Source organism: Variovorax sp. OK212, from assembly GCF_900112425.1.
Classification (GTDB): domain Bacteria; phylum Pseudomonadota; class Gammaproteobacteria; order Burkholderiales; family Burkholderiaceae_C; genus Variovorax.
The window spans coordinates 24,420-47,669 of record NZ_FOLP01000013.1; the positions used below are offsets into that span (position 1 = coordinate 24,420).

Consider the following 23,250-nt stretch of genomic DNA (forward strand, 5'->3'; position numbering starts at 1 on the left):
CCGATGGCCGCGCCGACACCCTGGCCCTACCCGCGCTGGGTCGCGCACCGCGGCGCGGGCAAGCTGGCGCCCGAGAACACGCTGGCCGCGTTCCGGCTCGGCGCCGCGCACGGCTACCGCATGTTCGAGTGCGACGCCAAGCTCAGCGCCGACGGCGTGCCCTTCCTGATGCACGACGCCACGCTCGAGCGCACCACGAACGGCCATGGCACCGGCGGCGCGCAGCCCTGGAGCGCGCTGGCACAGCTCGACGCGGGCGGCTGGCATTCGCGCGCCTATGCGGGCGAGCCGCTGCCCACGCTGGAGAACCTAGCGCGCTACTGCCTGGCGAACGGCTACCTGCTGAACATCGAGATCAAGCCCACGCCGGGCGCCGAGCGCGAGACCGGCGAAGTGGTGGCGCGCGACGCCGCGCGCCTGTGGCAAGGCGCGGCCGTGCCGCCGCTGCTCACGTCGTTCCAGGTCGACTCGCTCAAGGGCGCGCAGGCCGCGCAACCCGAACTGCCGCGCGGGCTGCTGCTCGACAGGCTGTGGGACGGCTGGCTCGGCACCGCGAAGCAACTCGGCTGCGTGGCCATCGTCTGCAACCACGCGCTGTGGGACGCCGCGGTGGTGGCGCAGGTGCACGAAGCAGGCATGCGCGCGCTGAGCTACACGGTGAACGACGAGTGGGCCGCGCAACGCCTGATCGAACTGGGCACCGACGGCATCATCACCGACCGGGTCGACCTGTTCAGCCCGGCCGGCTGAGGCGCACGTTTCTTACAGGCGCTTACCTCATGGCCGCTTCTATGATGCGGCCATGAATTGGACCTCTCGCCTGGCGGGCTGCGGCCTCGCCATCCTGCTGGCCCTGTCGATGTGCGGCGGCGCGCTCGCACAGCCCGATGCCAGCATGAACGCCGGCTCCGGCAACCCGAACAACAGCGCGGCCGCGGCCGCAGCGGCGGCGGCCGCCGTCCCCGCGCCCACCGTGGCCGAGCTGCGCACGCAGTTCAACAAGCTCACGGCCGATTCAGGCAAGGACGGCAAGGGCGACAGCCCCGACGAAGACCCGCGCAAGCAGCTCGCGCAGATCAACGACATCGGCGCGCAGGCCGACAAGTTCGTCGCCGCGCGCACCGGCGACCTCGCCGACCTCAACGCGCGCCTGGGCGAACTCGGCAACCCGCCCGCCGCCGGCAGCACCGAAGACCCCGACATCACGCGCCAGCGCGCGCGGCTCACCAAGGAGCGCAACGCGCTCGACGCCGACATCCGGCTGGCGAAGCTGCTGTCCATCGACGTGCGCCAGCGCGGCGCCGACCTGGTCACGCAGCGGCGCGCGCTGTTCGAGGCCCAGCTGACCGAGCGCGCGGCGTCGCCGCTCTCCGACACCTTCTGGAACGACCTGCAGGAGGCCTGGCCCGACGACCTGGACCGGCTGCAGGCCATGGGCACGGCGCTGGGCGACGGCCTCGATCAGGCCCTGGCGAGCACGTCGCGCACGCCGGTGATCGCCGCGCTGATCGGCGCGCTGCTGCTGGCCTTCCTGGGCGTGTGGGCCGCCGAGCACGCCCTGACGCGGCTCGCCACGCGCATGCTGCCGGCCGGCCGGCTGCGCCGCTCGCTGCTGGTGATCGCCATCGTCGCGGCCCACGTGCTGCTGGTGGCGGTGGCCGCGCACGGCTTCGTGGAAGTGCTCAAGAACTACGCCACCTGGGACTCGCAGGCGCGCAAGGCGCTGCAATCGGCGGCGCAGGCGCTGACCTTCATGGCCTTCGTGATCGGCCTGGGCCGCGCGCTGCTGGCCACCGGCCGCCCCTCGTGGCGGCTGCCGCCGATTCCCGACGCCACGGCCAGCAAGCTCGCCGTGCTCCCCTGGCTGGTGGCGCTGGTGGCGGCGCTGGCCTGGACGCCGGCCGAGATCAACGCGCTGATCGACGCCAGCTTCGCGGCCGTGGTGGCCACGCACGTGCTGACGGCGCTGGTGCTCACGGCCCTGGTGGGCACGGTGATCTACCGGCTCAAGGCGCTGCGCGCCGATGCGCCCGAGGCCGGCCTGCCCGAGCGGCCGATGTGGGTCGGCCTGCTGGTGGCGCTGATCGGCATGCTGATGATCGCCATCTGGGTGCTGGTGGCGCTCGGCTACGTGGCGCTGGGCAGCTTCCTGGCGTCGCAGTTGACCTGGAGCGGCATCGTGGCCGCGGCCTTCTACGTGCTGTTCAAGTTCGCCGACGACGTGTTCATGGCCATCGTGGCGTCGCGCAGCACCTTCGGCCAGAAGCTGCAGAAGAGCTTCGGCCTCGCGCCGCAGACGCTGGACCAGGCGGCCACGGTGCTGTCGGGCATCAGCCGCGTGGCGCTGTTCGTCTACATGCTGATCGCGCTCGCCGCGCCGCTGGGCACCACGCCGGGCGAGGTGTTCCAGCGCAGCGGCAAGCTCGGCACGGGCGTGAAGGTGGGCGAGTTCCAGCTGGTGCCGGGCGCGATCCTGAGCGCGCTCACGGTGGCGGTGGTGGGCTTCATCGTGCTGCGGGTGTTCAAGCGCTGGCTCACGCGCAGCTACCTGCCGAACACGCAGTTCGAGCCGGGCATGCAGAGCTCGATCACCACGCTGCTGGGCTACGTGGGCGGCATCCTGGTGATCGCGTTCACGCTGTCGGCGCTGGGCATCGGCATCGAGCGCATCGCGTGGGTGGCCAGCGCGCTGTCGGTGGGCATCGGTTTCGGCCTGCAGGCGATCGTGCAGAACTTCATCTCGGGGCTCATCCTGCTGGCGGAGCAGCCGGTGAAGGTGGGCGACTGGGTGGTGCTGGGCACGGCCGAGGGCGACGTGCGGCGCATCAACGTGCGCGCCACCGAGATCCAGCTGGGCGACCGCTCCACGCTGATCGTGCCGAACTCGGAGTTCATCACCAAGACCGTGCGCAACATGACGCTGGCCAATGCCGAGGGCCGCGTGCTGATCCGCCTGCCGATGCCGCTGACCACCGACGCGCTGCGCGTGCGCGACCTGATCCTGGCCGCCTGCAAGGCGCACGAGGGCGTGCTGGAAACACCGGCGCCGTCGCTCACGCTCGAAGGCATCGAAAACGGGCTGCTGATCTTCCAGGCCATTGCCTACGTGCCGAGCCCCCGGCTGGCGGGCGGTGTGCGCAGCGACCTGCTGTTCGTGATCCTCGACGAGCTGAAGAAAGCCTCGCTGCCACTGGCGGTGCCGACGATGGTGATGGCGGCCACCGCCACGCCGGAGCCGCTGGCGACGCCCAGCGTGCCTTCGTCGCCGGCCTCGCCCATTCCCGGCGTGCAGACCTGAGGCTGGCGGAACGCGCGCTCTCCGGCAGCGCTCGCTCCAGCGCTCATTCCAGTGGCAGAGCCGTGGTGAACTTGACCTCGTTGAGGCACACGCTCGAGCGCACCGCCGACACGCCGGGCATGTGCATCAGCGTGTGCATGAGGAACTGCGAAAGCGCCTCCAGGTCCTGCGCGACCACCTTGAGCACGTAGTCGAAGTCGCCGGTCACCGAATAGCACTCCAGGATCTGCTTCATGTCGGCGATCAGGTCCTGGAACTTGGGCAGCTCGTCGACATGGCCGCGCGCCATGGTCACGTGGATGAAGGCGATCACGCCCAGCCCGATGCGGCGCGCGTTCAGCCGCGCCGCGTAGCCGTGGATCAGGCCCAGTTCTTCCAGCCGCCGGTGCCGCCGCAGGCACTGCGCGGGCGAAAGGTTGGCCACCTCCGCCAGCTCCAGGTTGGACGCGCGGCCGTTCACCTGCAGGTGCTCGAGAATCTTCCGGTCGATCCGATCCAGTGCGACGTCATGCAATTTACTCTCCTCATGCACCAAATTCATGCAATTTTATGGCGCAAAGCGGGGTAAATCCCGGCCTGTCATGCACCTTAATTGTGCAAAGTACGATCTAGACTCCGAAGCGCCCCGGAAACGCATGCCGCGATCCGAGGCCGCTGAATCCCCCACCACCGGCCCGCGCCGGCGGTTTCAGACGCATTCCATCCCCACCCGGAGACTCTTTCTCGTGAAAAACGCTTTGCTTCGCACCCCCTTCAGCGCAGTGGCCCTGGCCCTCGGCATGCTGGCCGCCGCCCCGTCGTTCGCGGCCGACACCAAGTCGGTGGCCGTGACGGCCATCGTCGAGCATCCGGCGCTGGACGCGGTGCGCGACGGCGTGAAGGCCGAGCTGAAGGCCGCCGGCTACGAAGAAGGAAAGAACCTCAAGTTCAGCTACCAGAGCGCGCAGGGCAACGTGGGCACCGCCGCCCAGATCGCCCGCAAGTACGTGGGCGATGCGCCCGACGTGATCGTGGCCATCGCCACGCCGTCGGCACAGGCCGTGGTCGCCTCGACCAAGACCATTCCGATCGTGTATTCGGCCATCACCGACCCGGTGGCCGCCAAGCTGGTGAAGAACTGGGACGCCACGGGCACCAACGTGACGGGCGTGTCCGACCTGTCGCCGCTGGAAAAGCACATTGCCCTCATCAAGCAGGTGGTGCCCGCCGCCAAGCGCGTGGGCGTGATCTACAGCCCCGGCGAAGCCAACTCGGTGGCCATCGTCGCCGCGCTGAAGAAGGCCGCCGCCGACGCCGGCATGACCGTGGTCGAGGCCGCCGCCGCCCGCACGGTGGACGTGCCGACCGCCGCGCAGAGCCTGGTCGGCAAGGCCGACGTGATCTACACGCCCACCGACAACAACGTGGTCTCGGCCTTCGAAGGCATCGTGAAGGTGGCGCAGCAGGCCAAGCTGCCGGTGGTGGCGGCCGACACGGCCACCGTGGAGCGCGGCGCCGTGGCGGCGCTGGGCCTGAACTACAGCGACATCGGCCGCCAGACCGGCAAGATCGTGGTGCGCATCCTGAAGGGCGAGAAGCCCGGCACCATCGCCTCGCAGACCAGCACCAACTTCGAGCTGGTGGTGAACCCCGGCGCGGCCAAGGCACAGGGCGTGACCCTGTCCGACGAGCTGCTGAAGACCGCGAAGGTCGTGAGCACCAAGTAAGCCCTCCGACGGGCCCGCGCCCCGCCCTCAGCGGCCGGGGCGCGCGCCTGTTCCTGTCTCGCTGCCTGCCGGAAGCCCCCACATGTCCCTCATTGCATCGCTGGGCGCCATCGAGATCGGTCTGATATTCGGACTGGTCGCGCTGGGCGTTTTCATGTCGTTTCGCATCATCAACTTTCCCGACCTCACGGTGGACGGCAGCTTTCCGCTCGGCGCCGCCGTGGCCGCGACGCTGATCGTCGCCGGCTGGAACCCGGTGGCCGCCACCGCGGCGGCCTGCGTGGCCGGCGCTGCGGCGGGCTTGATCACGGCCTGGCTCAACGTCAAGCTGAAGATCATGCAGCTGCTCGCCAGCATCCTGGTGATGATCGCGCTGTACTCCATCAACCTGCGCGTGATGGGCAAGCCCAACGTGGCGCTCATCACCGAGCCCACGGTGTTCAGCATGATCGACTTCGGCGGCATGCCGGAGCAGTGGGCCAAGCCGCTTTTGCTGCTGCTGATCGTGATCGCGGCCAAGATCGTGGTCGACATGTTCTTCGCCTCGGAAGCCGGCCTGGCGATGCGCGCCACCGGCGGCAACGCGCGCATGGCGCGGGCCCAGGGCATCTCGACCGACTTCCACACCATGGCGGGGCTGGCGCTGTCGAACGCGCTGGTGGCGCTGGCCGGCGCGCTGTTCGCGCAGAGCCAGGGCACGGCCGACATCTCGATGGGCGTGGGCACCATCGTGATCGGCCTGGCCGCGGTGATCATCGGCGAGACCTTGCTGCCCGCGCGCAGCATGGTCATCACCACGCTGGCCTGCGTGCTGGGCGCGCTGCTGTACCGCTTCTTCATCGCGCTGGCGCTGAACACCGACTTCATGGGCCTGCAGGCGCAAGACCTGAACCTCGTGACCGCCGTGCTGGTGGCCTTCGCGCTGCTGGTGCCCGCGTACAAGCGCAAGCTGCGCGCGCTTTTCAAGGGGAAGAACTGATGCTGCGCGCCCAACAACTCGAGATGACCTTCAACCCGGGCACACCCATCGAGAACCGCGTGCTGCGCGGGCTCGGCCTGGAGATTCCCACCGGACAGTTCGTCACCGTGATCGGCTCGAACGGCGCGGGCAAGTCGACCTTTCTCAATGCGGTGAGCGGCGACCTGATCGTCGACAAGGGCCGCATCGAGATCGACGGCAAGGACGTGACGCGCATGAACGCCTGGCAGCGCTCGGGCATGGTGGCCCGCGTGTTCCAGGACCCGATGGCCGGCACCTGCGAGGCGCTGACCATCGAGGAGAACATGGCGCTGGCCTGGAAGCGCGGCGAGCGCCGGGCCTTCGGCTTTGCGCTGAACCGCAAGCTGCGCGAACTGTTCCGCGAGAAGCTGTCGATCCTGAAGCTGGGGCTGGAGAACCGGCTGGCCGACCGCATCGGGCTGCTGTCGGGCGGCCAGCGGCAGGCGGTGAGCCTGCTGATGGCGTCGCTCAAGCCCTCGCGCATCCTGCTGCTGGACGAGCACACCGCCGCGCTCGACCCCAAGACCGCTGCCTTCGTGCTGGAACTCACGGCCAAGATCGTCGAGGCCGGCCAGCTCACCGCGATGATGGTGACGCACAGCATGCGCCAGGCGCTGGACTACGGCTCGCGCACGGTGATGCTGCACGAGGGCCAGGTGATCCTCGACGTGGCCGGGCCGCAGCGCGCGGGGCTGGACGTGCCCGACCTGCTGCGCATGTTCGAGCAGACGCGCGGCGAGAAGCTGGACGACGACAAGCTGCTGCTGGCCTGATGGACGCATCGGCCACCCCCCTCGTGCGCGCCATGCGCGCGGACGACCTCGACGCCGTGCTCGCGGTCCAGCTCGCCTGCTACGGCGCGGGGTTCGTGGAGAGCGGCGAGCTGATCGCGCGGCGGCTTGCGGCTGCGCCGCACACGGGCTGGGTCGCGGATCACCTGGGACACGTGCGGGCCTACCTGGCGGGGTATCCGTCGATGGTGGGCAAGCTCACGCCCTTGCACGGGGAGTTCGAGGTGGCAGCCGCCGCCGATGCGCTCTACCTGCACGACCTGGCCGTGCACCCGGACGCCTCGGGGCTGGGCCTGGGGCCACGGCTGGTGCGCCATGCCTGGGCGCATGCGGCACAGGCCGGCTGGCGGCATTCGACGCTGGTGTCGGTGCAGTCGTCGGTGGGGTTCTGGGAGCGCCAGGGCTATGTGGCGACACAGCCCGCCGGCCCCGGGCAACTGGCCCGGCTGGCCACCTACCCCGGCGATTCGGTTTTCATGATGCGGCGGCTGGACTGACCGGCCGGCCCGGCTCGCCTGGCTTTCAGCGGCGCCAGCCGCGCATCGCCAGCCACTGGACGACGCCGCAGACCACCACCAGCGCGGCATAGGTCGTCATCAGCCCGTCGCGCCCGGACACCACGAGGCCGGCCACCAGCACGGCGACGCCTGCAAGGAAGGTGAACGCGCACTGCACCCACCAGCCCGGCACGCCAGCGCGCCGGCCGCCCAGGAAGCGCCCGGCAAAGGCCAGCACCAGCGCCAGGAAGGCCGCGGGTGCCACAAAATTAAGCAGGTGATTCAGGAGGGCCAGCAGGTCCATCGGGGTGTATCGGGAGGGGGCCGCAGGCGCGAGGCCATGCGGCAAGGGGTATGGCTGTCATAGGGAAAGCCATTTGTCCCCGCGCAAGCCTGGTGCGGCTGCTGATTTTATAATCACGCGCATGTCTGTCTGGGCTCTTGGCTTGAACCACACGACCGCGCCGCTCGATCTGCGCGGTCGTTTCGCGTTCGCGCTCGACCAGATCGCCCCGACGCTGCAGAGCCTGCGCAGTTCCTTTGCCCCCGGCCACCACCCCCAGGTCGAGGCCGCGATCATCTCCACCTGCAACCGCACGGAGATCTATTGCGCCTCCGAGCACATCGCGCTCGACCACACCTTCGGCTGGCTGGCGCAAAGCGGCGGCGTGGCCCCGGCCCTGCTGCGCTCCCATGCCTACACCCTGCACAACGACGAAGCCGCGCGCCACGCCTTCCGCGTGGCCAGCGGGCTCGACTCGATGGTGCTTGGTGAAGCGCAGATCCTCGGCCAGATGAAAGACGCCGTGCGCGCGGCCGAAACCGCCGGCGCGCTCGGCAGCACGCTGAACCAGCTGTTCCAGCGTTCGTTTGCCGTCGCCAAGGAAGTGCGCACCGCCACCGAGATCGGCGCGCACTCCATCAGCATGGCCGCCGCCGCCGTGCGCCTGGCCGGCCAGCTGTTCGAAGACCTGCGCACCACGCGCGTGCTGTTCGTCGGCGCGGGCGAAATGATCGACCTCGCGGCCACGCACTTCGCGGCCAAGGAACCCAAGTCGATCGCCATTGCCAACCGCACGCTCGAACGCGGCGAGAAGCTGGCCTCGCGCTTCGGCGGCGAGGCCATGCGGCTGGCCGACCTGCCCTCGCGGCTGGCCGAGTTCGACATCATCGTGAGCTGCACCGCCAGCACGCTGCCGATCATCGGCCTGGGCGCCGTGGAGCGCGCGCTCAAGGCACGCAAGCACCGCCCGATGTTCATGGTCGACCTGGCCGTGCCGCGCGACATCGAGCCCGAAGTGAAGGCGCTCGAGGACATCTACCTCTACACCGTGGACGACCTCGCACAGGTCGTGCAACAGGGCCAGGCCAACCGCCAGGCCGCCGTGGCGCAGGCCGAAGTGATCATCGACGCCGGCGTGCAGAGCTTCATGCACTGGCTGGGCCAGCGCGGCACCGTGCCGCTGATCCAGCAGCTCAACGCGCAGGCCGACGAGTGGCGCGCCGCCGAGATGGCGCGCGCCCGCAAGCTGTTGGCCAAGGGCGAACCGGTCGAGGCCGTGCTCGAGGCCATGTCGCGCGGGCTCACGCAGAAGATGATGCACGGCGCCATGGCCGAGCTGCACGCGGGCGACGCCGCCTCGCGCGAACAGACGGCGCAGACCATCTCGCGCCTGTTCCTGCGCAAAGAGCGTTAGCGACGCTGGTCGGCGCCGGGCCCTTCGCGGCCGCGGCTTCTTCATGCGCCCTGCGGCCGCACGGCGGCACTCCTCATTTTTTCGAGCTTTCCCGAGTCCTTTTCAGCCGTGAAATCCTTCCTGCGCCACCAACTCGAACGCTATGCCCAGCGCCTGGGCGAACTCGACTTCCTGCTTTCGCGCGAGGACATCATGAGCGACATGGCGCAGTACCGCACCATCTCGCGCGAGCATGCCGAAATCACGCAGATCGCGGGCCGCTACGAACGCTTCAAGCAGCGTGAATCCGACATCGCCGGCGCCCGGGACATGCTCGACGACCCCGACATGGCCGAGATGGCGAAGGAAGAAATCGACGGCGCCGAGGCCGAGCTGGTCCAGCTCGAGGAAGAGCTGCAACGCCTGCTGCTGCCCAAGGACCCGGACGACGCGCGCAACGCGTTCCTCGAAATCCGCGCGGGCACGGGCGGCGACGAATCGGCCCTGTTCGCGGGCGACCTGCTGCGCATGTACACGCGCTACTGCGAGCGCGCCGGCTGGCGCTGCGAGGTGGTGAGCGAGAGCGAGAGCGAGCTCGGCGGCTACAAGGAAGTGGTGGTGCGCATCTCGGGCGACGACGTGTTCGGCCACCTGCGCTTCGAGTCGGGCGGCCACCGCGTGCAGCGCGTGCCGGCCACCGAGACACAAGGCCGCATCCACACCAGCGCCTGCACGGTCGCCGTGCTGGCCGAGCCCGATGAAACCGTGGCGGTGCAGATCAACCCCGCCGACCTGCGCATCGACACCTACCGCGCGAGCGGCGCCGGCGGGCAGCACATCAACAAGACCGACTCGGCCGTGCGCATCACGCACATTCCGACCGGCATCGTGGCCGAATGCCAGGACGACCGCAGCCAGCACCGCAACAAGGCCAAGGCGCTGCAGGTGCTGTCGGCGCGCATCCAGGAGAAGGAGCGCAGCGAGCGCGCCGCCAAGGACGCCGCCATGCGCAAGGGGTTGATCGGCAGCGGCGACCGTTCCGACCGCATCCGCACGTACAACTTCCCGCAGGGCCGGCTCACGGACCACCGCATCAACCTCACGCTCTACAAGCTGCTCGCCATCATGGAGGGCGACATGGGCGACGTGCTCGAAGCACTGCGCGCCGCGCGCGAGGCCGAACAACTGGCCGAGCTCGAGTCGAGCCTGCCGGCGTGATGGACACCGGGAACCCGTTGCCGTCGACCGTGGCGCAGGCGCTGGCCGCGGCCGTTGCGCTGGGCGCGGACCGGCTCGACGCGCAGTTGCTGCTGCTGCATGCGCTGGGCCGGGCCCCGCACGACCGGGCGTGGCTGCTGGCGCACGACACCGACGCCATGCCCGAGGCGGCCTGGTCCGCGCTGGCCGCGCAGCTGTCGCGCCGCCTGGCGGGCGAGCCGGTGGCCTACCTGCTGGGCGAGAAGGAATTCCACGGCCTCGACCTGCACGTCGATGCCCGCGTGCTGGTGCCCCGCCCGGACACCGAGACGCTGGTCGAATGGGCGCTGCTGTGCCTCGAAGGCCAGCCCGCCCCGCGCGTGCTCGACCTCGGCACCGGCAGCGGCGCCATCGCACTGGCGCTGCAGAACGCCCGGCCCGACGCGCAGGTCGATGCGGTCGATGCCAGCGCCGATGCGCTTGCGGTGGCCGAAGCCAACGCCAGGCGCCTGGGCCTGCCGGTGCGCTTCGCCCAGGCGAACTGGCTCGACGGCGCCGCCAGCGGCTACATGGTCATCGCCAGCAACCCGCCGTACATCGCCGCCGGCGATCCGCACCTGCCCGCCCTGCGCCATGAACCCGTTTCCGCGCTGGTCGCGGGCGCCGACGGCCTCGACGACATCCGCCAGATCGTGCGCCACGCCCCCGCGCACCTCGCAGCGGGCGGCTGGCTGCTGCTCGAACACGGCCACGACCAGGCCGCCGCCGTGCGCCAACTGCTCGCCGATCGCAGTTTTGCCGAGGTGCAAAGCCGCGACGACCTCGCCGGCATCCCGCGCTGCTCCGGCGGAATCTGGCGCGCAGTGAAATAATCCCCTCAGCCCACTTTTCAGGAGTCCCCATGTCCGACGCTCAACAACGCATCGACGATCTCGTCAAAACCAACGAACTCGTGCTCTTCATGAAGGGCAACGCCAGTTTCCCGATGTGCGGCTTCTCGGGCCGCGCGATCCAGATCCTGAAGGCGGTCGGTGTCGACACCAAGGCGCTCAAGACCGTCAACGTGCTCGAAGACGACGGCATTCGCCAGGGCATCAAGGAATACAGCAACTGGCCCACCATTCCGCAGCTCTACGTGAAGGGCGAGTTCATCGGCGGCTCGGACATCATGATGGAGATGTACGAATCCGGCGAGCTGCAGCAAGTGGTGAACGGCAGCCCGGCCTGATCGCCTGATTTCACGGCGCACGCCATGAGCCACGATCACGGCCACCCGCATGACGACGGCCATGAGGCCGCACCGGCCTGGAAGCACGACGGCGTGCGCGTGGTCGGCGCCAACCAGCTCGACGTCAATACCGCGCAGACGCCCGGCATGAACCGGGCGGCCGCCATCAACTTCGCGCGTGTCGGTGCGCAAAAGCTGTGGGCCGGCACCGTCACCATCCACGCGGACGCCAAGACCGGCGCCCATCACCACGGCCCGCTCGAGTCGGTGATCTACGTGGTGCGCGGGCGGGCCCGCATGCGCTGGGGCGAGAAGCTCGAGTTCACGGCCGAGGCCGGACCGGGCGACTTCATCTACGTGCCGCCCTATGTGCCGCACCAGGAAATCAACGCCAGCGCGACCGAGCCGCTCGAATGCGTGCTGTGCCGCAGCGACGGCGAGGCAGTGGCCGTGAACCTCGACATCGAGCCTGTGGAAAAGCCCGAATCGGTACTCTGGGTCGACCCGACCCACCCGCACGGCGGCGTCTGAGCGTTTCCAGCGGGCCGAGTCATGGCACCATGGCGCTCTTCACAGTGCCACCATGACCCTGACCCAAAGCCTGCTCATCATCGTCTTGCTGATCGCGTTGAGCGCGTTCTTCTCCCTTGCCGAAATCACCCTGGCCGCCTCGCGCCGCCTGCGTTTGCGCCAGATGGCCGACGAGGGCGACCCGCGCGCGGAGAAGGTGCTGCGTGTGCAGGAGCAGCCCGGCCACTACTTCACCGTGGTGCAGATCGGCCTGAACGCGGTGGCCATCCTCGGCGGCGTGGTCGGCGAGGGTTCGCTGAGCCCTTACTTCGCGGGTTTCTTCGAGCGCTGGCTGAGCGTGGAGGCCTCGGCCAGCGTGGCCTTCCTTTGCTCGTTCGTGATCGTCATCGCGGTGTTCCTGGTGTTCGCCGACCTGTTCCCCAAGCGCCTGGGCATGAGCAACCCCGAGCAGCTGGCGGTGCGCATGGTCGGGCCGATGCAGCTGCTCATCACCACCTTCAAGCCGCTGGTGTGGTTCTTCACGCGCTGCACCGACCTGCTGTTCAAGGTGCTGGGCATGCCGATGGCGCGCGACGACAAGATCACCTCCGCCGACATCCTCGCCATGACCGAAGCCGGCGCGCGCGCCGGCGTGCTCGCGGTGCGCGAGCAGCAGGTGATCGCCAACGTGTTCGAGCTGGAGACGCGCCTGGTGAGCAGCGTGATGACCGCGCGCGACAGCATCGCCTGGTTCCTGCATGACGACCCCGAGACCGTGCTGCGCGCGCGCATCGTGGCCGAGCCCTTCTCGGCCTACCCGGTGTGCGACGGCGACATCGACCATGTGCTGGGCTACGTGGACGCCAAGGACATGTTCCAGCGCGTGCTCAGCGGCCAGCCGCTGGCCTTCGACCAGGGCCTGCCGCTGCACAAGGCGCTGGTGATTCCCGACCGGCTGTCGCTCACCGAAGTGCTCGAGCAGTTCCAGCAGGCGCATGAAGACTTCGCGATCATCGTCAACGAGTACAGCCTGGTGGTGGGCGTGATCACGCTCAACGACGTGATGAGCACGGTGATGGGCGACCTGGTGTCGATGCCCGACGAAGAGCAGATCGTGCAGCGCGACGAGAACTCGTGGCTCATCGACGGCGTGACGCCCATCCAGGACGTGCAGCGCGCGCTGCACATCGACGAGCTGCCGCACCCCGAAGAGTACGAAACGCTCGCCGGCTTCCTGATGGTGATGCTGCGCCGCGTGCCCAAGCGCACCGACAACGTGACCTGGGGCGGCTACACCTTCGAGGTGATGGACGTGGACAGCTACCGCATCGACCAGGTGATGGTCACGAAGGGCTCGGGCACCGCGAAGGCGCCGGCCGGCTGACGGGACTCGACCGCGGTTCAGCCCGCGGCGACGCGGTCCTTGTTGTCCCGCTCGCGTTCCTTGTCGCTGAAGGCCCAGAGCCGCTGGTTCGCGAACACGGCGTTGGGGTACGGCGACTTGCCGCGGCTGCCGTTGTAGCGGCCCAGCGTCATGTACAGGTCGCCGTTCTCGCGGTCGAGGTAGTGGCGCAGGATGACGCAGCCGAAGCGCAGGTTGGTCTGCATGTGGAAGAGCTTGGCCGAGTCGCTGTCGCCGATCACACGCGTCCAGAACGGCATGACCTGCATGTAGCCGCGCGCGCCGGCACTGGACACCGCGAACTTGCGGAAGTTGCTCTCGACCTGCACCAGCCCCAGCACCAGGCTCACCTCGAGCCCCGAGCGCTTGGCTTCGTACCAGGCGGTCTGCAGGAACTCGATGCGAGACGGCGCGTCGGCCACCTTCTTCTTGAGGCGCTCGCTCATCTCGCCGAGCCAGCGCAGGTAGGCCAGCCGGGCGTCGGTGTTCGCGAACTGCGGCACCGGCGGGGCCTTGTTGTGGATGGCCGAGCTCAACGCGGTGCGCACCGAGTCGATCAGCGGCTCCTCGATCTGTGCACCGGCCAGGGCGGTCTGCGGCAGCGACAGCCCGGCCAGGGCACCGGCGGCCGTCACGGCGGCGCCCAGGCACTGGCGTCGCGAGAGGCCGCCCTCCAGGCTCATTTCCCGAGCTTGCCGGCGATGAAGTCGGCGATGCCGGCCGCAGGCACCTTGGTGGCAGCGGTGTCGCGGCGGCCCTGGTATTCCAGTTGGCCTTCCTTCAGGCCGCGGTCGGAGATGACCACGCGGTGCGGCACGCCGATGAGCTCCCAGTCGGCGAACATCGCGCCGGGGCGTTCGCCGCGGTCGTCGAGCAGCACGTCGACGCCCTTGGCCAGCAGCTCTTCGTAGAGCGCCTCGGCGGCGGTCTTGACCTCGGCGCTGCGGTCCATGCCGATCGGGCAGACCACCACGGTGAAGGGCGCGATCGCGTCGGGCCAGATGATGCCGCGCTCGTCGTGGTTCTGTTCGATGGCGGCGGCGGGCAGGCGCGTGATGCCGATGCCGTAGCAGCCCATCTCGAGGAACTGCGGCTTGCCGCCTTCGTCGAGGTAGGTGGCGTTCATGTCCTTGCTGTACTTGGTGCCCAGCACGAACACGTGGCCCACCTCGATGCCGCGCTCGATGGCCAGCACGCCCTTGCCGTCGGGCGAGGCGTCGCCCGCCACCACGTTGCGCAGGTCGGCCACGATTTCGGGCTCGGGCAGGTCGCGGCCCCAGTTGACGCCGGTCATGTGGAAGTCGGCCTCGTTGGCACCGGTGATCCAGTCGGCCATGACCGCCACTTCGCGGTCGGCCACCATCTTCACGGGCTTCTTGAGGTTGAGCGGGCCCAGGTAGCCCGGCTTGCAGCCGAAGTGCTCGTCGATCTCGGCCAGGGTCGCGAAGCGGAAGCCCTTGTCGAGGCCGGGCAGCTTGCCGACCTTGATCTCGTTCATGTCATGGTCGCCGCGCAGCAGCAGCAGCCAGACCTGCGAGCCCTTGGCGTTGCCGGCGGCGTCGACGATCTCGGTGGCCAGCACGAGCGACTTCACCGTGGTCGACAACGGCACGCCGAGCAGCACGGCCACGTCTTCGCAAGTGCTCTTGCCCGGGGTGGGCGTCTTCTCGAGCGCGTTGGCGGCGGCGGGACGCGGGCCGGCCGGAGCGAGCGCCTCGGCCTTTTCCATGTTGGCCGCGTAATTGCTGTCGGGGCAGTAGACGATGGCGTCCTCGCCCGTCGCGGCGATGACCTGGAACTCTTCGCTCAGGTCGCCGCCGATGGCGCCGCTGTCGGCCGCGACGGCGCGGTAGCGCAGGCCGAAGCGATCGAAGATGTTGCGGTAGGCCTGTGCCATGACCTGGTAGCTGGCCTTGGCGGCGTCGAGGTCGCGGTCGAAGCTGTAGGCGTCCTTCATGATGAATTCGCGCCCGCGCATCAGGCCGAAGCGCGGACGGCGCTCGTCACGGAACTTGGTCTGGATCTGGTAGAAGTTCTTCGGCAGCTGCTTGTAGCTGCGGATCTCCTGGCGCGCGATGTCGGTCACCACCTCTTCGCTGGTCGGCTGGATCACGAAGTCGCGGTCGTGGCGGTCCTTGATGCGCAGCAGCTCGGGGCCCATCTTCTCGAAGCGGCCGGTCTCCTGCCAGAACTCGGCGGGCTGCACCACGGGCATCGTCATCTCGACGGCACCGGCACGGTTCATTTCCTCGCGCACGATCGCCTCGACCTTGCGGATCACGCGCAGGCCCATGGGCATGTAGGTGTAGATGCCCGTGCCGAGCTTCTTGATCATGCCGGCACGCGTCATGAGCCGGTGGCTCGCGACCTCTGCGTCAGCCGGCGCTTCCTTGAGGGTGGAGACAAAAAATCGGGAAGCTTTCATCGGGATCGTGGTGATGGATTGGCTGGATTCGAGGTTCGGAAGTGGGGGACTGCTCCCCCGGAGAGACCCTGAGAGCCTGGCATCGGCAGCTTGCCGGGGGCACCCCGGCATGCATAATCGACTCAGTTCAAAAATTGGGGTTTGATTATGCTCGACCGGGACGGCTTCAGGCCCAACGTCGGCATCATCCTGCTCAACCAGAGAAACCAGGTTTTCTGGGGCAAGCGCATACGCACACATTCCTGGCAGTTCCCGCAAGGCGGCATAGATCGCGGCGAGAGTCCCGAGCAAGCCATGTTTCGGGAACTGCACGAGGAAGTGGGGCTCCACCCGGAGCATGTGCGCATCGTGGCCCGTACCCGCGACTGGTTGCGCTACGAGGTGCCGGATCGGTTCATCCGCCGTGACGCACGGGGCCACTACAAGGGCCAGAAACAAATCTGGTATTTGCTGCAACTCGTCGGCCACGACTGGGATCTCAACCTGCGTGCCACCGACCATCCGGAGTTCGACGCTTGGCGCTGGCACGACTACTGGGTGCCGCTCGACGTGGTCGTCGAGTTCAAGCGCGGCGTCTACGAGATGGCGCTGACCGAGCTTGCTCGCTACCTGCCACGGCAGGATTTCCGCAACCGCTTCCTGCGCAGCAACGTGCGTGCTCGAGAGTTCGAGCGCCACTCGCTGGACGCCGGAGCGCCTCCCGGACTGGACCTGCCGCCCGGCGGCAGTTTCGATCCGCATCCCGACATTCCTTCCGCGAGCGATGAACCTCCTCTTCCCCACAACAAAGCGCCCTTCCTTCCGACGCCACGCTGAACGCGCCCTCCTCCTCGCCTGCTTCGGCATCCTCGCGGGATGCGCATCGGGTCCGCACGACACGGAGAACCCCGACTGGGCGCAGGCAGGCATGCCACCTCCACCGAAGCGCTACGAGACGGACAGGGAGTGGGAAGAGACCGCCACGCCAGCGCCGCCGACCTTCAGCGAAAGCCGGCTGCTGCCGATCGAGATGCCGCCGTACATGAGCCTGCGCTTCGGGGTCGACCCGCAGACGATCGCCATCACCGGCGACGGCATCGTTCGCTACGTGGTGGTCGCGCACAACAAGAGCGGCGGCGCAGTGAACGCCTTCTACGAGGGCGTGCGCTGCTCGACCGCGGAAATGAAGAGCTACGCCCGCTACAACAACGGCGCCTGGCAGGACACGCCGAAGCCGGAGTGGAAGCGCCTGAACGACATGAACTCCAGCTACACGCGAGCTCTGTCGACACAGGCCCTGTGCCGCGGCAACGCGCCGCGCGACTCGGTGGGAGCGATGGTGCAGAACCTGCGGAACCCGGTGCGGGAAGTGCAGTAAACCTGCACGGAGAGACAAACAACAACGGGGCCTTGTGCCCCGTTTTTTATTTTCAGCCCGGCATCAACACCATGTTGTCGCGGTGGACCATTTCAGGCTCCGCCACGTAGCCCAGCAGCCGTTCGAACTCGGTCGACGGCTTGCGGCACAAAAGCCGTGCTTCCACGCTCGAGTAGTTGGCAAGACCGCGCGCCAGTTCGACACCGCTGTCGTCGCGCACGGCAATGACGTCGCCGCGCGAGAACTCGCCCGAAACGCTGGTCATGCCGATCGGCAGCAGGCTCTTGCCTTCTGCGCGCACCTTGGCGGCCGCGCCTGCGTCGACGACCACGGCGCCGCGCAGCTGCAGGTGATCGGCCATCCAGCGCTTGCGGGCCTGGTGCTTGGCGGTCTGCGCCACCAGCAGGGTGCCGATCGACTCGCCGCGCGTCAGGCGCAACAGCGCCTCGGGCTCGCGGCCCCACGCGATGACGGTGGAAGCGCCCGACCCGGCGGCGCGCTTGGCCGCGAGGATCTTGGTGATCATGCCGCCGCGGCCGATGCTCGACCCCGCGCCGCCTGCCATCGCCTCGAGCGCCGGGTCGCCGGCAGCGGCTTCGTGGACGAACTTGGCGTCGGGGTCCTTGCGCGGATCTGCGGTGTACAGGCCCTTCTGGTCCGTCAGGATGACCAGCGCGTCGGCCTCGACCAGGTTGGCCACGAGCGCGCCGAGCGTGTCGTTGTCGCCGAACTTGATCTCGTCGTTGACGACGGTGTCGTTCTCGTTGATGACGGGCACCACGCCCAGCTTGAGCAAGGTGACGAGCGTGGAGCGTGCGTTGAGGTAGCGCTCGCGGTCGGCCAGGTCGGCGTGCGTCAACAGCACCTGGGCGCTGCCGATCTCGTTCTCGCGCAACTTGGTCTCGTACATCTGGGCCAGGCCCATCTGGCCCACGGCCGCGGCCGCCTGCAGCTCGTTGATTTCATGCGGGCGGGTGCGCCAGCCAAGGCGCTTCATGCCTTCGGCGATCGCGCCGCTAGACACCATGACGACCTCGCGCCCATCGCGCACCAGTGCCGCGAGCTGCCGGCACCACTCGCCGATGGCCGCTTCATCAAGACCGCGCCCCTCGTTGGTCACGAGGCTGGAGCCCACCTTGACGACGATTCGGCGGGCGTCCCGCAAGGCAGTGGATCCGGAGTTCGAGGTCATTTGGGGCGGTGCGGTCTTGAATGCTGCTGTGTTGTCTGTCTGTCTTTGGGCAGCACCGCGAGGCGGTGCGGCGGTGCCGCTCAGGTGCCCTCGGGTGGCAGCGGCACGAAACGCGGATCGACGACGACCGGCTCCTGCTCGGCCACCTGCTGCGCCTTGACCTGCTGGTAGACGGCCTGCACCAGGTGCTCGCAGCCTTCGCGCGTGAGCGCCGAGATCTCGAACACCGGGCCCTTGAAGCGAAGGCGCTTCACGACGTCCTTGACACGCGCCGGGCGCTCTTCGGCCGGCACCATGTCCAGCTTGTTGAGCACGAGCCAACGCGGCTTTTCATAGAGCGCAGCGTCGTACTTCTTGAGCTCGCCGACGATGGCCTTGGCCTGCGCGACCGGGTCGACGGCGTCGTCGAACGGCGCCATGTCGATGACGTGCAGCAGCAAACGCGTGCGCTGCAGGTGGCGCAGGAAGAGATGGCCCAGGCCGGCGCCTTCGGCGGCACCTTCGATGAGACCAGGGAGATCGGCCACCACGAAGCTCTGCTCCGGACCGACGCGCACCACACCGAGGTTCGGGTGCAGCGTGGTGAAGGGGTAGTCCGCGATGCGCGGACGGGCATTGGAGATGGCGCTGATCAGCGTCGACTTGCCCGCATTGGGCATGCCGAGCAGGCCCACGTCGGCCAGCACCTTCAGCTCGAGCTTGACGCTGCGCTTCTCACCAGGCCAGCCGGGCGTCTTCTGACGCGGCGCGCGGTTGATGGCGCTCTTGAAGCGCATGTTGCCGAAGCCGCCGTCGCCGCCCTTGGCGATGGTGATGACCTCGCCCTCGTTCAGCAGCTCGAACAGCACCTCGCCCGTTTCGGCGTCGGAGATGATCGTGCCGACCGGCATCTTCAGGGTGATGTCATCGCCCGCGGCGCCGAACATGTCGGAGCCCATGCCGTGCTCGCCGCGCTTGGCCTCGTGGCGGCGCGAGTAGCGGAAGTCGACCAGGGTATTGAGATTGGAATCGGCTACCGCGAAGACGTGGCCGCCGCGGCCGCCGTCGCCGCCGTTGGGGCCGCCGAATTCCTTGTACTTCTCATGACGGAACGACACGCAGCCGTTGCCGCCATCGCCCGCGGCGATGTCGATGAAGGCTTCGTCGACGAACTTCATGGGATGTCCAGTTTACAAATGAAGAAGCCCCGGCAATGCGGGGCCTCGGGTGATCGAAGTGACTGCGAGGCTTACGCCGCGGGGGTCACGTTGACCGTGTGCTTGTTCAGAGCACCCTTGTGACCGAACGACACGTGGCCGTCGACCAGGGCAAACAGCGTGTGGTCCTTGCCCACGCCGACGTTCACGCCGGGGTGGAACTGGGTGCCGCGCTGGCGCACGATGATCGAGCCTGCGCTGATCAGTTCGCCGCCGAACGCCTTCACGCCGAGCATCTTGGGCTTGGAATCGCGCCCGTTTCGCGTTGAGCCGCCGCCTTTTTTCTGTGCCATGGAATGTGCTCCTTAGCCGGCGATCGCGCCAATTTGCAGTTCGGTGAACTGCTGGCGATGGCCTTGACGTTTCTGATAGTGCTTGCGACGGCGCATCTTGAAGATGCCGACCTTGTCGTGCTTGCCGTGCGACAGTACCGTGACTGTCACCGTTGCGCCGGACACCAGGGGCGTGCCAACCTTGATTTCAGCGCCGTTTCCGACAGCCAGAACCTGGTCGATCACGATTTCCTGGCCTACGTCCGCAGCAATCTGTTCTACTTTAATTTTTTCGCCGGAAGCAACGCGATACTGCTTGCCGCCGGTTTTTATGACCGCGTACATGTAAACCTCTTAGAAATTGAGTCTCCGCAGCGAATTCCGCAGAGCCCAAGATTATAGCGCGGTTTGCGGTCGCGAGCCAGCCCGAGCCCGGCGCGTAACCGGCGCAAGGCGATGGCTCCCTATAATTTGAGGCTTCCGACCCTCTTTTTACTTGGGTCGCCCCCTTCCAGCAGCGCTCTGCGCCCACGCCTTGCCAGTTCCCGCCGCCGACACCCCCCCCACCGCCACAGTGCTGGACCTGATTGCCGGCGACATGGTCGAAGTCGACCGTGTGATTGCCCGCCGCCTCGATACAGGCGTGCCGCTGGTCAGCCAAGTTTCCAAATACATCATCTCCGCGGGCGGAAAGCGCCTGCGGCCCGCACTGCTGCTGCTGATGTCGGGCGCGCTCGGTTATACCGGCGAACAGCGCTTCAATCTCGCGGCCGTCGTGGAGTTCATCCATACAGCGACCCTGCTGCACGACGATGTGGTCGACGAATCGACCCTGCGGCGTGGCCGCGCCACCGCCAATGAGTCGTTCGGCAACCCGGCCAGCGTGCTGGTCGGCGACTTCCTCTATTCACGTGCATTCCAGATGATGTTGGACGCAAACAACATGCGCGTGATGCAGATCCTGGCCGAGGCGACCAATGTGATCGCGGAAGGCGAGGTGCTGCAGTTGATGAACATGCACGACGCATCACTGGACGAAGCGGCCTACCTGCGAGTGATCCGCTCGAAGACCGCCAAGCTCTTCGAAGCCAGCACCCGGCTCGCCGCCGTTCTTGCCGGCGCCACGCCTGAAGTCGAGGAAGCCTGCGCCACCTACGGACAAGCGCTTGGCACCGCCTTCCAGGTGATCGACGACGTTCTCGACTACGCAGGCGATGCACAGGAAACCGGAAAAAACGTCGGTGACGACCTGCGCGAAGGCAAGACCACGCTGCCGCTCATCTTTGCAATGCAGCGCGGCACCTCTGCCCAGAGCGAACTGGTGCGCGCCGCCATCGAGGCCGGAGACACTGCGCAACTGGGCAAGATCGTCGAGATCGTGCGCGAAACCGGCGCCCTCGACGCCTCGCGCGCAGCCGCAGCCGCCGAAGCAGAGCGCGCGATTCACGCATTAAAAGGCTTCCCGTCCAATTTGCACGCTTCAGGTTTGCTACAATTGGCGGCTCAGTTGCTTGAGCGACGTGCCTGAACACCTCATTGAGTTGGCATCTAGGAACGATTACTTTTTTCTTGCAACCATCGGGGTGTAGCTTAGCCTGGTAGAGCGCTACGTTCGGGACGTAGAGGCCGGAGGTTCGAATCCTCTCACCCCGACCAGCCTTTGGCTGGCATAAATAAATGGCCGTGCCTGTTGCTGTGTGGCGATTTACAGCACAGGCCTGTTCAGCGATGATCGTGAAGCACTTTTTCACATCTTTTGCATTTGCTGAATGGCCGCTGCCGAACTTCCCGTCAAAGAAAACTCGCAAATCGCACTCCCAGGGCTTGCGCGTGCCCTCGTCTCGGCCGGCAAGCTCCCCGCCAAATCCGCGGAGGACATCTATCAAAAGTCACTGAGCGGCCGTACCAGCTTCATCGCGGAGTTGACGGGCTCCGGTGCCGTGTCGGCAGCCGATCTGGCGCACACGCTGTCGACAGCCTTCGGCGCACCGCTGCTCGACCTCGACGCCATCGATCCGCAGCGCCTGCCCAGGGACCTGCTCGACCCCAAGCTGTGCCACGCGTACCGCATCGTGGTGCTCAGCAAGCGCAACAACCGTCTCATCGTTGCGACGGCCGATCCTTCGGATCAGCAGGCGGCGGAGAAGATCAAGTTCGCCTCTCAGATGGGTGTCGACTGGGTCATCGCCGAATACGACAAGCTGTCGCGCATGGTCGAGGCCACCGCTGCGAGCGCTGCGGAGACCATCAACAGCATCGTTGGTAGCGAGTTCGAATTCGACGAGGCTTCCGCTGAAACTTCAAGCGAAGCCAACGATCAAGCGGTCGCAGAAGTAGAAGACGCGCCGGTCGTGCGCTTCCTGCACAAGATGCTGCTCGACGCGATCAGCATGCGAGCCTCGGACATCCACTTCGAGCCGTACGAGCACCAGTACCGTGTGCGCTTCCGGATCGACGGCGAATTGCGCGAGATCGCCAGCCCGCCCACCGTCATCAAGGACAAGCTGGCCTCGCGCATCAAGGTCATCTCACGGCTCGACATCTCGGAGAAGCGCGTGCCGCAAGACGGCCGCATGAAGCTCAAGATCGGGCCTGACCGCGTCATCGACTTCCGCGTGAGCACCCTGCCCACGCTGTTCGGCGAGAAGATCGTCATCCGGATTCTCGACCCGAGCAGCGCCCGCCTGGGCATCGATGCGCTGGGTTACGACGCCGACGAAAAGGAACGCCTCCTCCACGCAATCGGCCGCCCCTACGGCATGGTGCTGGTGACCGGCCCGACGGGTTCGGGCAAGACGGTGTCGCTCTACACCTGCCTGAACCTGCTGAATCAGCCCGGCGTGAACATCGCGACGGCGGAAGACCCGTCCGAAATCAACCTGCCCGGCGTCAACCAGGTCAACGTCAATGAAAAGGCTGGACTGACCTTCGCGGCCGCGCTGCGTGCCTTCCTGCGGCAGGATCCCGACATCATCATGGTCGGCGAAATCCGCGACCTGGAAACCGCCGACATCTCGATCAAGGCCGCACAGACCGGCCACTTGGTACTTTCCACGCTGCACACCAACGACGCACCGACCACGCTGACGCGAATGCGCAATATGGGCATCGCACCGTTCAACATCGCATCGAGCGTCATCCTGATCACTGCGCAGCGGCTTGCAAGGCGGCTGTGCCCCGCATGCAAGGCACCCGCCGACGTTCCGCGAGAAACGCTGCTGGAGGCTGGCTTCCAGGAAGATGCACTGGACGGAAGCTGGAAGCCCTATCGCCCAGTTGGTTGCTCAGTCTGCAACGGCGGCTACAAGGGCCGCGTCGGCATCTACCAGGTGATGCCGATCACCGAGGCCATCCAGGAAATCATCCTGCGCGACGGCAGCGCACTCGACATCGCGCAGCAGTCGGAGGCCGAAGGCGTGCGTTCGCTGCGGCAATCGGGCTTGCGCAAGGTCATGCAAGGTCTCACTTCGCTCGAAGAAGTGGTGGCCTGCACCAACTTATAA

24 protein-coding genes and 1 tRNA gene are annotated in these 23,250 nt (G+C 67.4%); 17 read left to right on the plus strand and 8 right to left on the minus strand.

Annotated elements, in window-relative coordinates; genetic code table 11:
- The first annotated feature begins 3 nt into the window (after positions 1 to 3).
- Positions 4 to 750, plus strand: a complete 747-nt coding sequence (ugpQ, locus tag BM004_RS28255) for a glycerophosphodiester phosphodiesterase (protein WP_093218478.1) — start codon at positions 4 to 6, stop codon at positions 748 to 750.
- Positions 751 to 802: 52 nt separating this feature from the next.
- Positions 803 to 3,298, plus strand: a complete 2,496-nt coding sequence (locus BM004_RS28260) for a DUF3772 domain-containing protein (RefSeq protein ID WP_093134877.1) — start codon at positions 803 to 805, stop codon at positions 3,296 to 3,298.
- A 43-nt stretch (positions 3,299 to 3,341) separates the two neighbouring features.
- Here BM004_RS28260 and BM004_RS28265 read toward each other — a convergent pair whose 3' ends face one another.
- Positions 3,342 to 3,812: an Lrp/AsnC family transcriptional regulator gene (locus tag BM004_RS28265; protein WP_177206627.1), complete on the minus strand. Its 471-nt coding sequence runs from the start codon at positions 3,810 to 3,812 to the stop codon at positions 3,342 to 3,344.
- A gap of 265 nt (positions 3,813 to 4,077) precedes the next feature.
- On the opposite strand from BM004_RS28265, the gene BM004_RS28270 reads away from it, so the two are divergent.
- The 4 genes from BM004_RS28270 (at position 4,078) to BM004_RS28285 (ending at position 7,292) form a co-directional block, all read left to right on the plus strand.
- Positions 4,078 to 5,004, plus strand: coding sequence for an ABC transporter substrate-binding protein (locus BM004_RS28270; RefSeq protein ID WP_093218671.1), 927 nt, complete (start codon positions 4,078 to 4,080; stop codon positions 5,002 to 5,004).
- Between the two features lie 82 nt (positions 5,005 to 5,086).
- A complete protein-coding gene (locus BM004_RS28275; protein WP_093218480.1) occupies positions 5,087 to 5,983 on the plus strand; it encodes an ABC transporter permease in 897 nt (298 codons plus the stop codon).
- Positions 5,983 to 6,777, plus strand: coding sequence for an ABC transporter ATP-binding protein (locus BM004_RS28280; RefSeq protein ID WP_093134871.1), 795 nt, complete (start codon positions 5,983 to 5,985; stop codon positions 6,775 to 6,777). Before BM004_RS28275 ends, BM004_RS28280 begins: the two co-directional genes overlap by 1 nt.
- Positions 6,777 to 7,292, plus strand: coding sequence for a GNAT family N-acetyltransferase (locus BM004_RS28285; RefSeq protein WP_093218492.1), 516 nt, complete (start codon positions 6,777 to 6,779; stop codon positions 7,290 to 7,292). Before BM004_RS28280 ends, BM004_RS28285 begins: the two co-directional genes overlap by 1 nt.
- 25 nt (positions 7,293 to 7,317) lie before the next feature.
- On the opposite strand, the gene BM004_RS28290 is transcribed toward BM004_RS28285, so the two are convergent.
- Complete coding sequence (locus tag BM004_RS28290) at positions 7,318 to 7,596, minus strand: hypothetical protein (protein WP_093218494.1); 279 nt, start codon at positions 7,594 to 7,596, stop codon at positions 7,318 to 7,320.
- A gap of 121 nt (positions 7,597 to 7,717) precedes the next feature.
- On the opposite strand from BM004_RS28290, the gene hemA reads away from it, so the two are divergent.
- From hemA to BM004_RS28320, 6 genes are all read left to right on the plus strand, one after another.
- A complete protein-coding gene (gene hemA, locus BM004_RS28295) occupies positions 7,718 to 8,989 on the plus strand; it encodes a glutamyl-tRNA reductase (protein ID WP_093218495.1) in 1,272 nt (423 codons plus the stop codon).
- Positions 8,990 to 9,097: 108 nt separating this feature from the next.
- Entirely contained in the window at positions 9,098 to 10,186 is a 1,089-nt protein-coding gene (gene prfA / locus BM004_RS28300; RefSeq protein WP_093218496.1) for a peptide chain release factor 1, read from the plus strand.
- Positions 10,186 to 11,037 carry a peptide chain release factor N(5)-glutamine methyltransferase gene (gene prmC, locus BM004_RS28305; protein ID WP_093218497.1) on the plus strand — a complete coding sequence of 284 codons (852 nt, stop codon included), beginning with the start codon at positions 10,186 to 10,188 and terminating at the stop codon, positions 11,035 to 11,037. Before prfA ends, prmC begins: the two co-directional genes overlap by 1 nt.
- 29 nt (positions 11,038 to 11,066) lie before the next feature.
- Positions 11,067 to 11,393 (plus strand): Grx4 family monothiol glutaredoxin, encoded by a 327-nt coding sequence (gene grxD / locus BM004_RS28310; protein WP_093134857.1) that lies wholly within the window; start codon positions 11,067 to 11,069, stop codon positions 11,391 to 11,393.
- A gap of 24 nt (positions 11,394 to 11,417) precedes the next feature.
- On the plus strand, positions 11,418 to 11,924 hold the full coding sequence (locus BM004_RS28315) for a cupin domain-containing protein (protein ID WP_093218502.1): 507 nt from the start codon (positions 11,418 to 11,420) through the stop codon (positions 11,922 to 11,924).
- Positions 11,925 to 11,976: 52 nt separating this feature from the next.
- Entirely contained in the window at positions 11,977 to 13,287 is a 1,311-nt protein-coding gene (locus tag BM004_RS28320) for a polyamine export protein PaeA (protein WP_093134852.1), read from the plus strand.
- 17 nt (positions 13,288 to 13,304) lie between these two features.
- Here the strand turns inward: BM004_RS28320 and BM004_RS28325 are convergent, their stop codons facing one another.
- Both BM004_RS28325 and BM004_RS28330 read right to left on the minus strand, forming a co-directional pair.
- Positions 13,305 to 13,988, minus strand: a complete 684-nt coding sequence (locus BM004_RS28325; RefSeq protein ID WP_093218503.1) for a lytic transglycosylase domain-containing protein — start codon at positions 13,986 to 13,988, stop codon at positions 13,305 to 13,307.
- Complete coding sequence (locus BM004_RS28330; RefSeq protein WP_093218504.1) at positions 13,985 to 15,730, minus strand: proline--tRNA ligase; 1,746 nt, start codon at positions 15,728 to 15,730, stop codon at positions 13,985 to 13,987. Before BM004_RS28330 ends, BM004_RS28325 begins: the two co-directional genes overlap by 4 nt.
- Before the next feature lie 147 nt (positions 15,731 to 15,877).
- Between BM004_RS28330 and BM004_RS28335 the strand changes: the two genes are divergently transcribed.
- Positions 15,878 to 16,546: an RNA pyrophosphohydrolase gene (locus tag BM004_RS28335; RefSeq protein WP_093134845.1), complete on the plus strand. Its 669-nt coding sequence runs from the start codon at positions 15,878 to 15,880 to the stop codon at positions 16,544 to 16,546.
- A 91-nt stretch (positions 16,547 to 16,637) separates the two neighbouring features.
- Positions 16,638 to 17,087: a CNP1-like family protein gene (locus tag BM004_RS28340; protein WP_256220088.1), complete on the plus strand. Its 450-nt coding sequence runs from the start codon at positions 16,638 to 16,640 to the stop codon at positions 17,085 to 17,087.
- Between the two features lie 52 nt (positions 17,088 to 17,139).
- On the opposite strand, the gene proB is transcribed toward BM004_RS28340, so the two are convergent.
- The 4 genes from proB to rplU all read right to left on the minus strand — a co-directional run bounded on the left by proB (position 17,140) and on the right by rplU (position 20,092).
- Entirely contained in the window at positions 17,140 to 18,279 is a 1,140-nt protein-coding gene (gene proB, locus BM004_RS28345; RefSeq protein ID WP_093134840.1) for a glutamate 5-kinase, read from the minus strand.
- An 80-nt stretch (positions 18,280 to 18,359) separates the two neighbouring features.
- Entirely contained in the window at positions 18,360 to 19,436 is a 1,077-nt protein-coding gene (gene cgtA / locus BM004_RS28350; protein WP_093134838.1) for an Obg family GTPase CgtA, read from the minus strand.
- Positions 19,437 to 19,507: 71 nt separating this feature from the next.
- Positions 19,508 to 19,768, minus strand: a complete 261-nt coding sequence (gene rpmA, locus BM004_RS28355; RefSeq protein WP_007833244.1) for a 50S ribosomal protein L27 — start codon at positions 19,766 to 19,768, stop codon at positions 19,508 to 19,510.
- A 12-nt stretch (positions 19,769 to 19,780) separates the two neighbouring features.
- On the minus strand, positions 19,781 to 20,092 hold the full coding sequence (gene rplU / locus BM004_RS28360; RefSeq protein WP_042578903.1) for a 50S ribosomal protein L21: 312 nt from the start codon (positions 20,090 to 20,092) through the stop codon (positions 19,781 to 19,783).
- Positions 20,093 to 20,282: 190 nt separating this feature from the next.
- On the opposite strand from rplU, the gene BM004_RS28365 reads away from it, so the two are divergent.
- From BM004_RS28365 to pilB, 3 genes are all read left to right on the plus strand, one after another.
- Positions 20,283 to 21,275, plus strand: coding sequence for a polyprenyl synthetase family protein (locus BM004_RS28365; protein WP_093218506.1), 993 nt, complete (start codon positions 20,283 to 20,285; stop codon positions 21,273 to 21,275).
- 51 nt (positions 21,276 to 21,326) lie between these two features.
- Positions 21,327 to 21,403 (plus strand) — tRNA-Pro (locus BM004_RS28370).
- Positions 21,404 to 21,516: 113 nt separating this feature from the next.
- Positions 21,517 to 23,250 (plus strand): type IV-A pilus assembly ATPase PilB, encoded by a 1,734-nt coding sequence (gene pilB / locus BM004_RS28375; RefSeq protein WP_093218507.1) that lies wholly within the window; start codon positions 21,517 to 21,519, stop codon positions 23,248 to 23,250.

Coding starts and splice junctions, on each gene's coding strand:
- ugpQ (WP_093218478.1), top strand. CDS start 4: ATGGCCGCGCCGACACCCTGGCCCTACCCGCGCTGGGTCGCGCACCGC.
- BM004_RS28260 (WP_093134877.1), top strand. CDS start 803: ATGAATTGGACCTCTCGCCTGGCGGGCTGCGGCCTCGCCATCCTGCTG.
- BM004_RS28270 (WP_093218671.1), top strand. CDS start 4,078: ATGCTGGCCGCCGCCCCGTCGTTCGCGGCCGACACCAAGTCGGTGGCC.
- BM004_RS28275 (WP_093218480.1), top strand. CDS start 5,087: ATGTCCCTCATTGCATCGCTGGGCGCCATCGAGATCGGTCTGATATTC.
- BM004_RS28280 (WP_093134871.1), top strand. CDS start 5,983: ATGCTGCGCGCCCAACAACTCGAGATGACCTTCAACCCGGGCACACCC.
- BM004_RS28285 (WP_093218492.1), top strand. CDS start 6,777: ATGGACGCATCGGCCACCCCCCTCGTGCGCGCCATGCGCGCGGACGAC.
- BM004_RS28290 (WP_093218494.1), bottom strand. CDS start 7,596: ATGGACCTGCTGGCCCTCCTGAATCACCTGCTTAATTTTGTGGCACCC.
- hemA (WP_093218495.1), top strand. CDS start 7,718: ATGTCTGTCTGGGCTCTTGGCTTGAACCACACGACCGCGCCGCTCGAT.
- prmC (WP_093218497.1), top strand. CDS start 10,186: ATGGACACCGGGAACCCGTTGCCGTCGACCGTGGCGCAGGCGCTGGCC.
- grxD (WP_093134857.1), top strand. CDS start 11,067: ATGTCCGACGCTCAACAACGCATCGACGATCTCGTCAAAACCAACGAA.
- BM004_RS28315 (WP_093218502.1), top strand. CDS start 11,418: ATGAGCCACGATCACGGCCACCCGCATGACGACGGCCATGAGGCCGCA.
- BM004_RS28320 (WP_093134852.1), top strand. CDS start 11,977: ATGACCCTGACCCAAAGCCTGCTCATCATCGTCTTGCTGATCGCGTTG.
- BM004_RS28325 (WP_093218503.1), bottom strand. CDS start 13,988: ATGAGCCTGGAGGGCGGCCTCTCGCGACGCCAGTGCCTGGGCGCCGCC.
- BM004_RS28330 (WP_093218504.1), bottom strand. CDS start 15,730: ATGAAAGCTTCCCGATTTTTTGTCTCCACCCTCAAGGAAGCGCCGGCT.
- BM004_RS28335 (WP_093134845.1), top strand. CDS start 15,878: ATGCTCGACCGGGACGGCTTCAGGCCCAACGTCGGCATCATCCTGCTC.
- BM004_RS28340 (WP_256220088.1), top strand. CDS start 16,638: ATGCCACCTCCACCGAAGCGCTACGAGACGGACAGGGAGTGGGAAGAG.
- proB (WP_093134840.1), bottom strand. CDS start 18,279: ATGACCTCGAACTCCGGATCCACTGCCTTGCGGGACGCCCGCCGAATC.
- cgtA (WP_093134838.1), bottom strand. CDS start 19,436: ATGAAGTTCGTCGACGAAGCCTTCATCGACATCGCCGCGGGCGATGGC.
- rpmA (WP_007833244.1), bottom strand. CDS start 19,768: ATGGCACAGAAAAAAGGCGGCGGCTCAACGCGAAACGGGCGCGATTCC.
- rplU (WP_042578903.1), bottom strand. CDS start 20,092: ATGTACGCGGTCATAAAAACCGGCGGCAAGCAGTATCGCGTTGCTTCC.
- pilB (WP_093218507.1), top strand. CDS start 21,517: ATGGCCGCTGCCGAACTTCCCGTCAAAGAAAACTCGCAAATCGCACTC.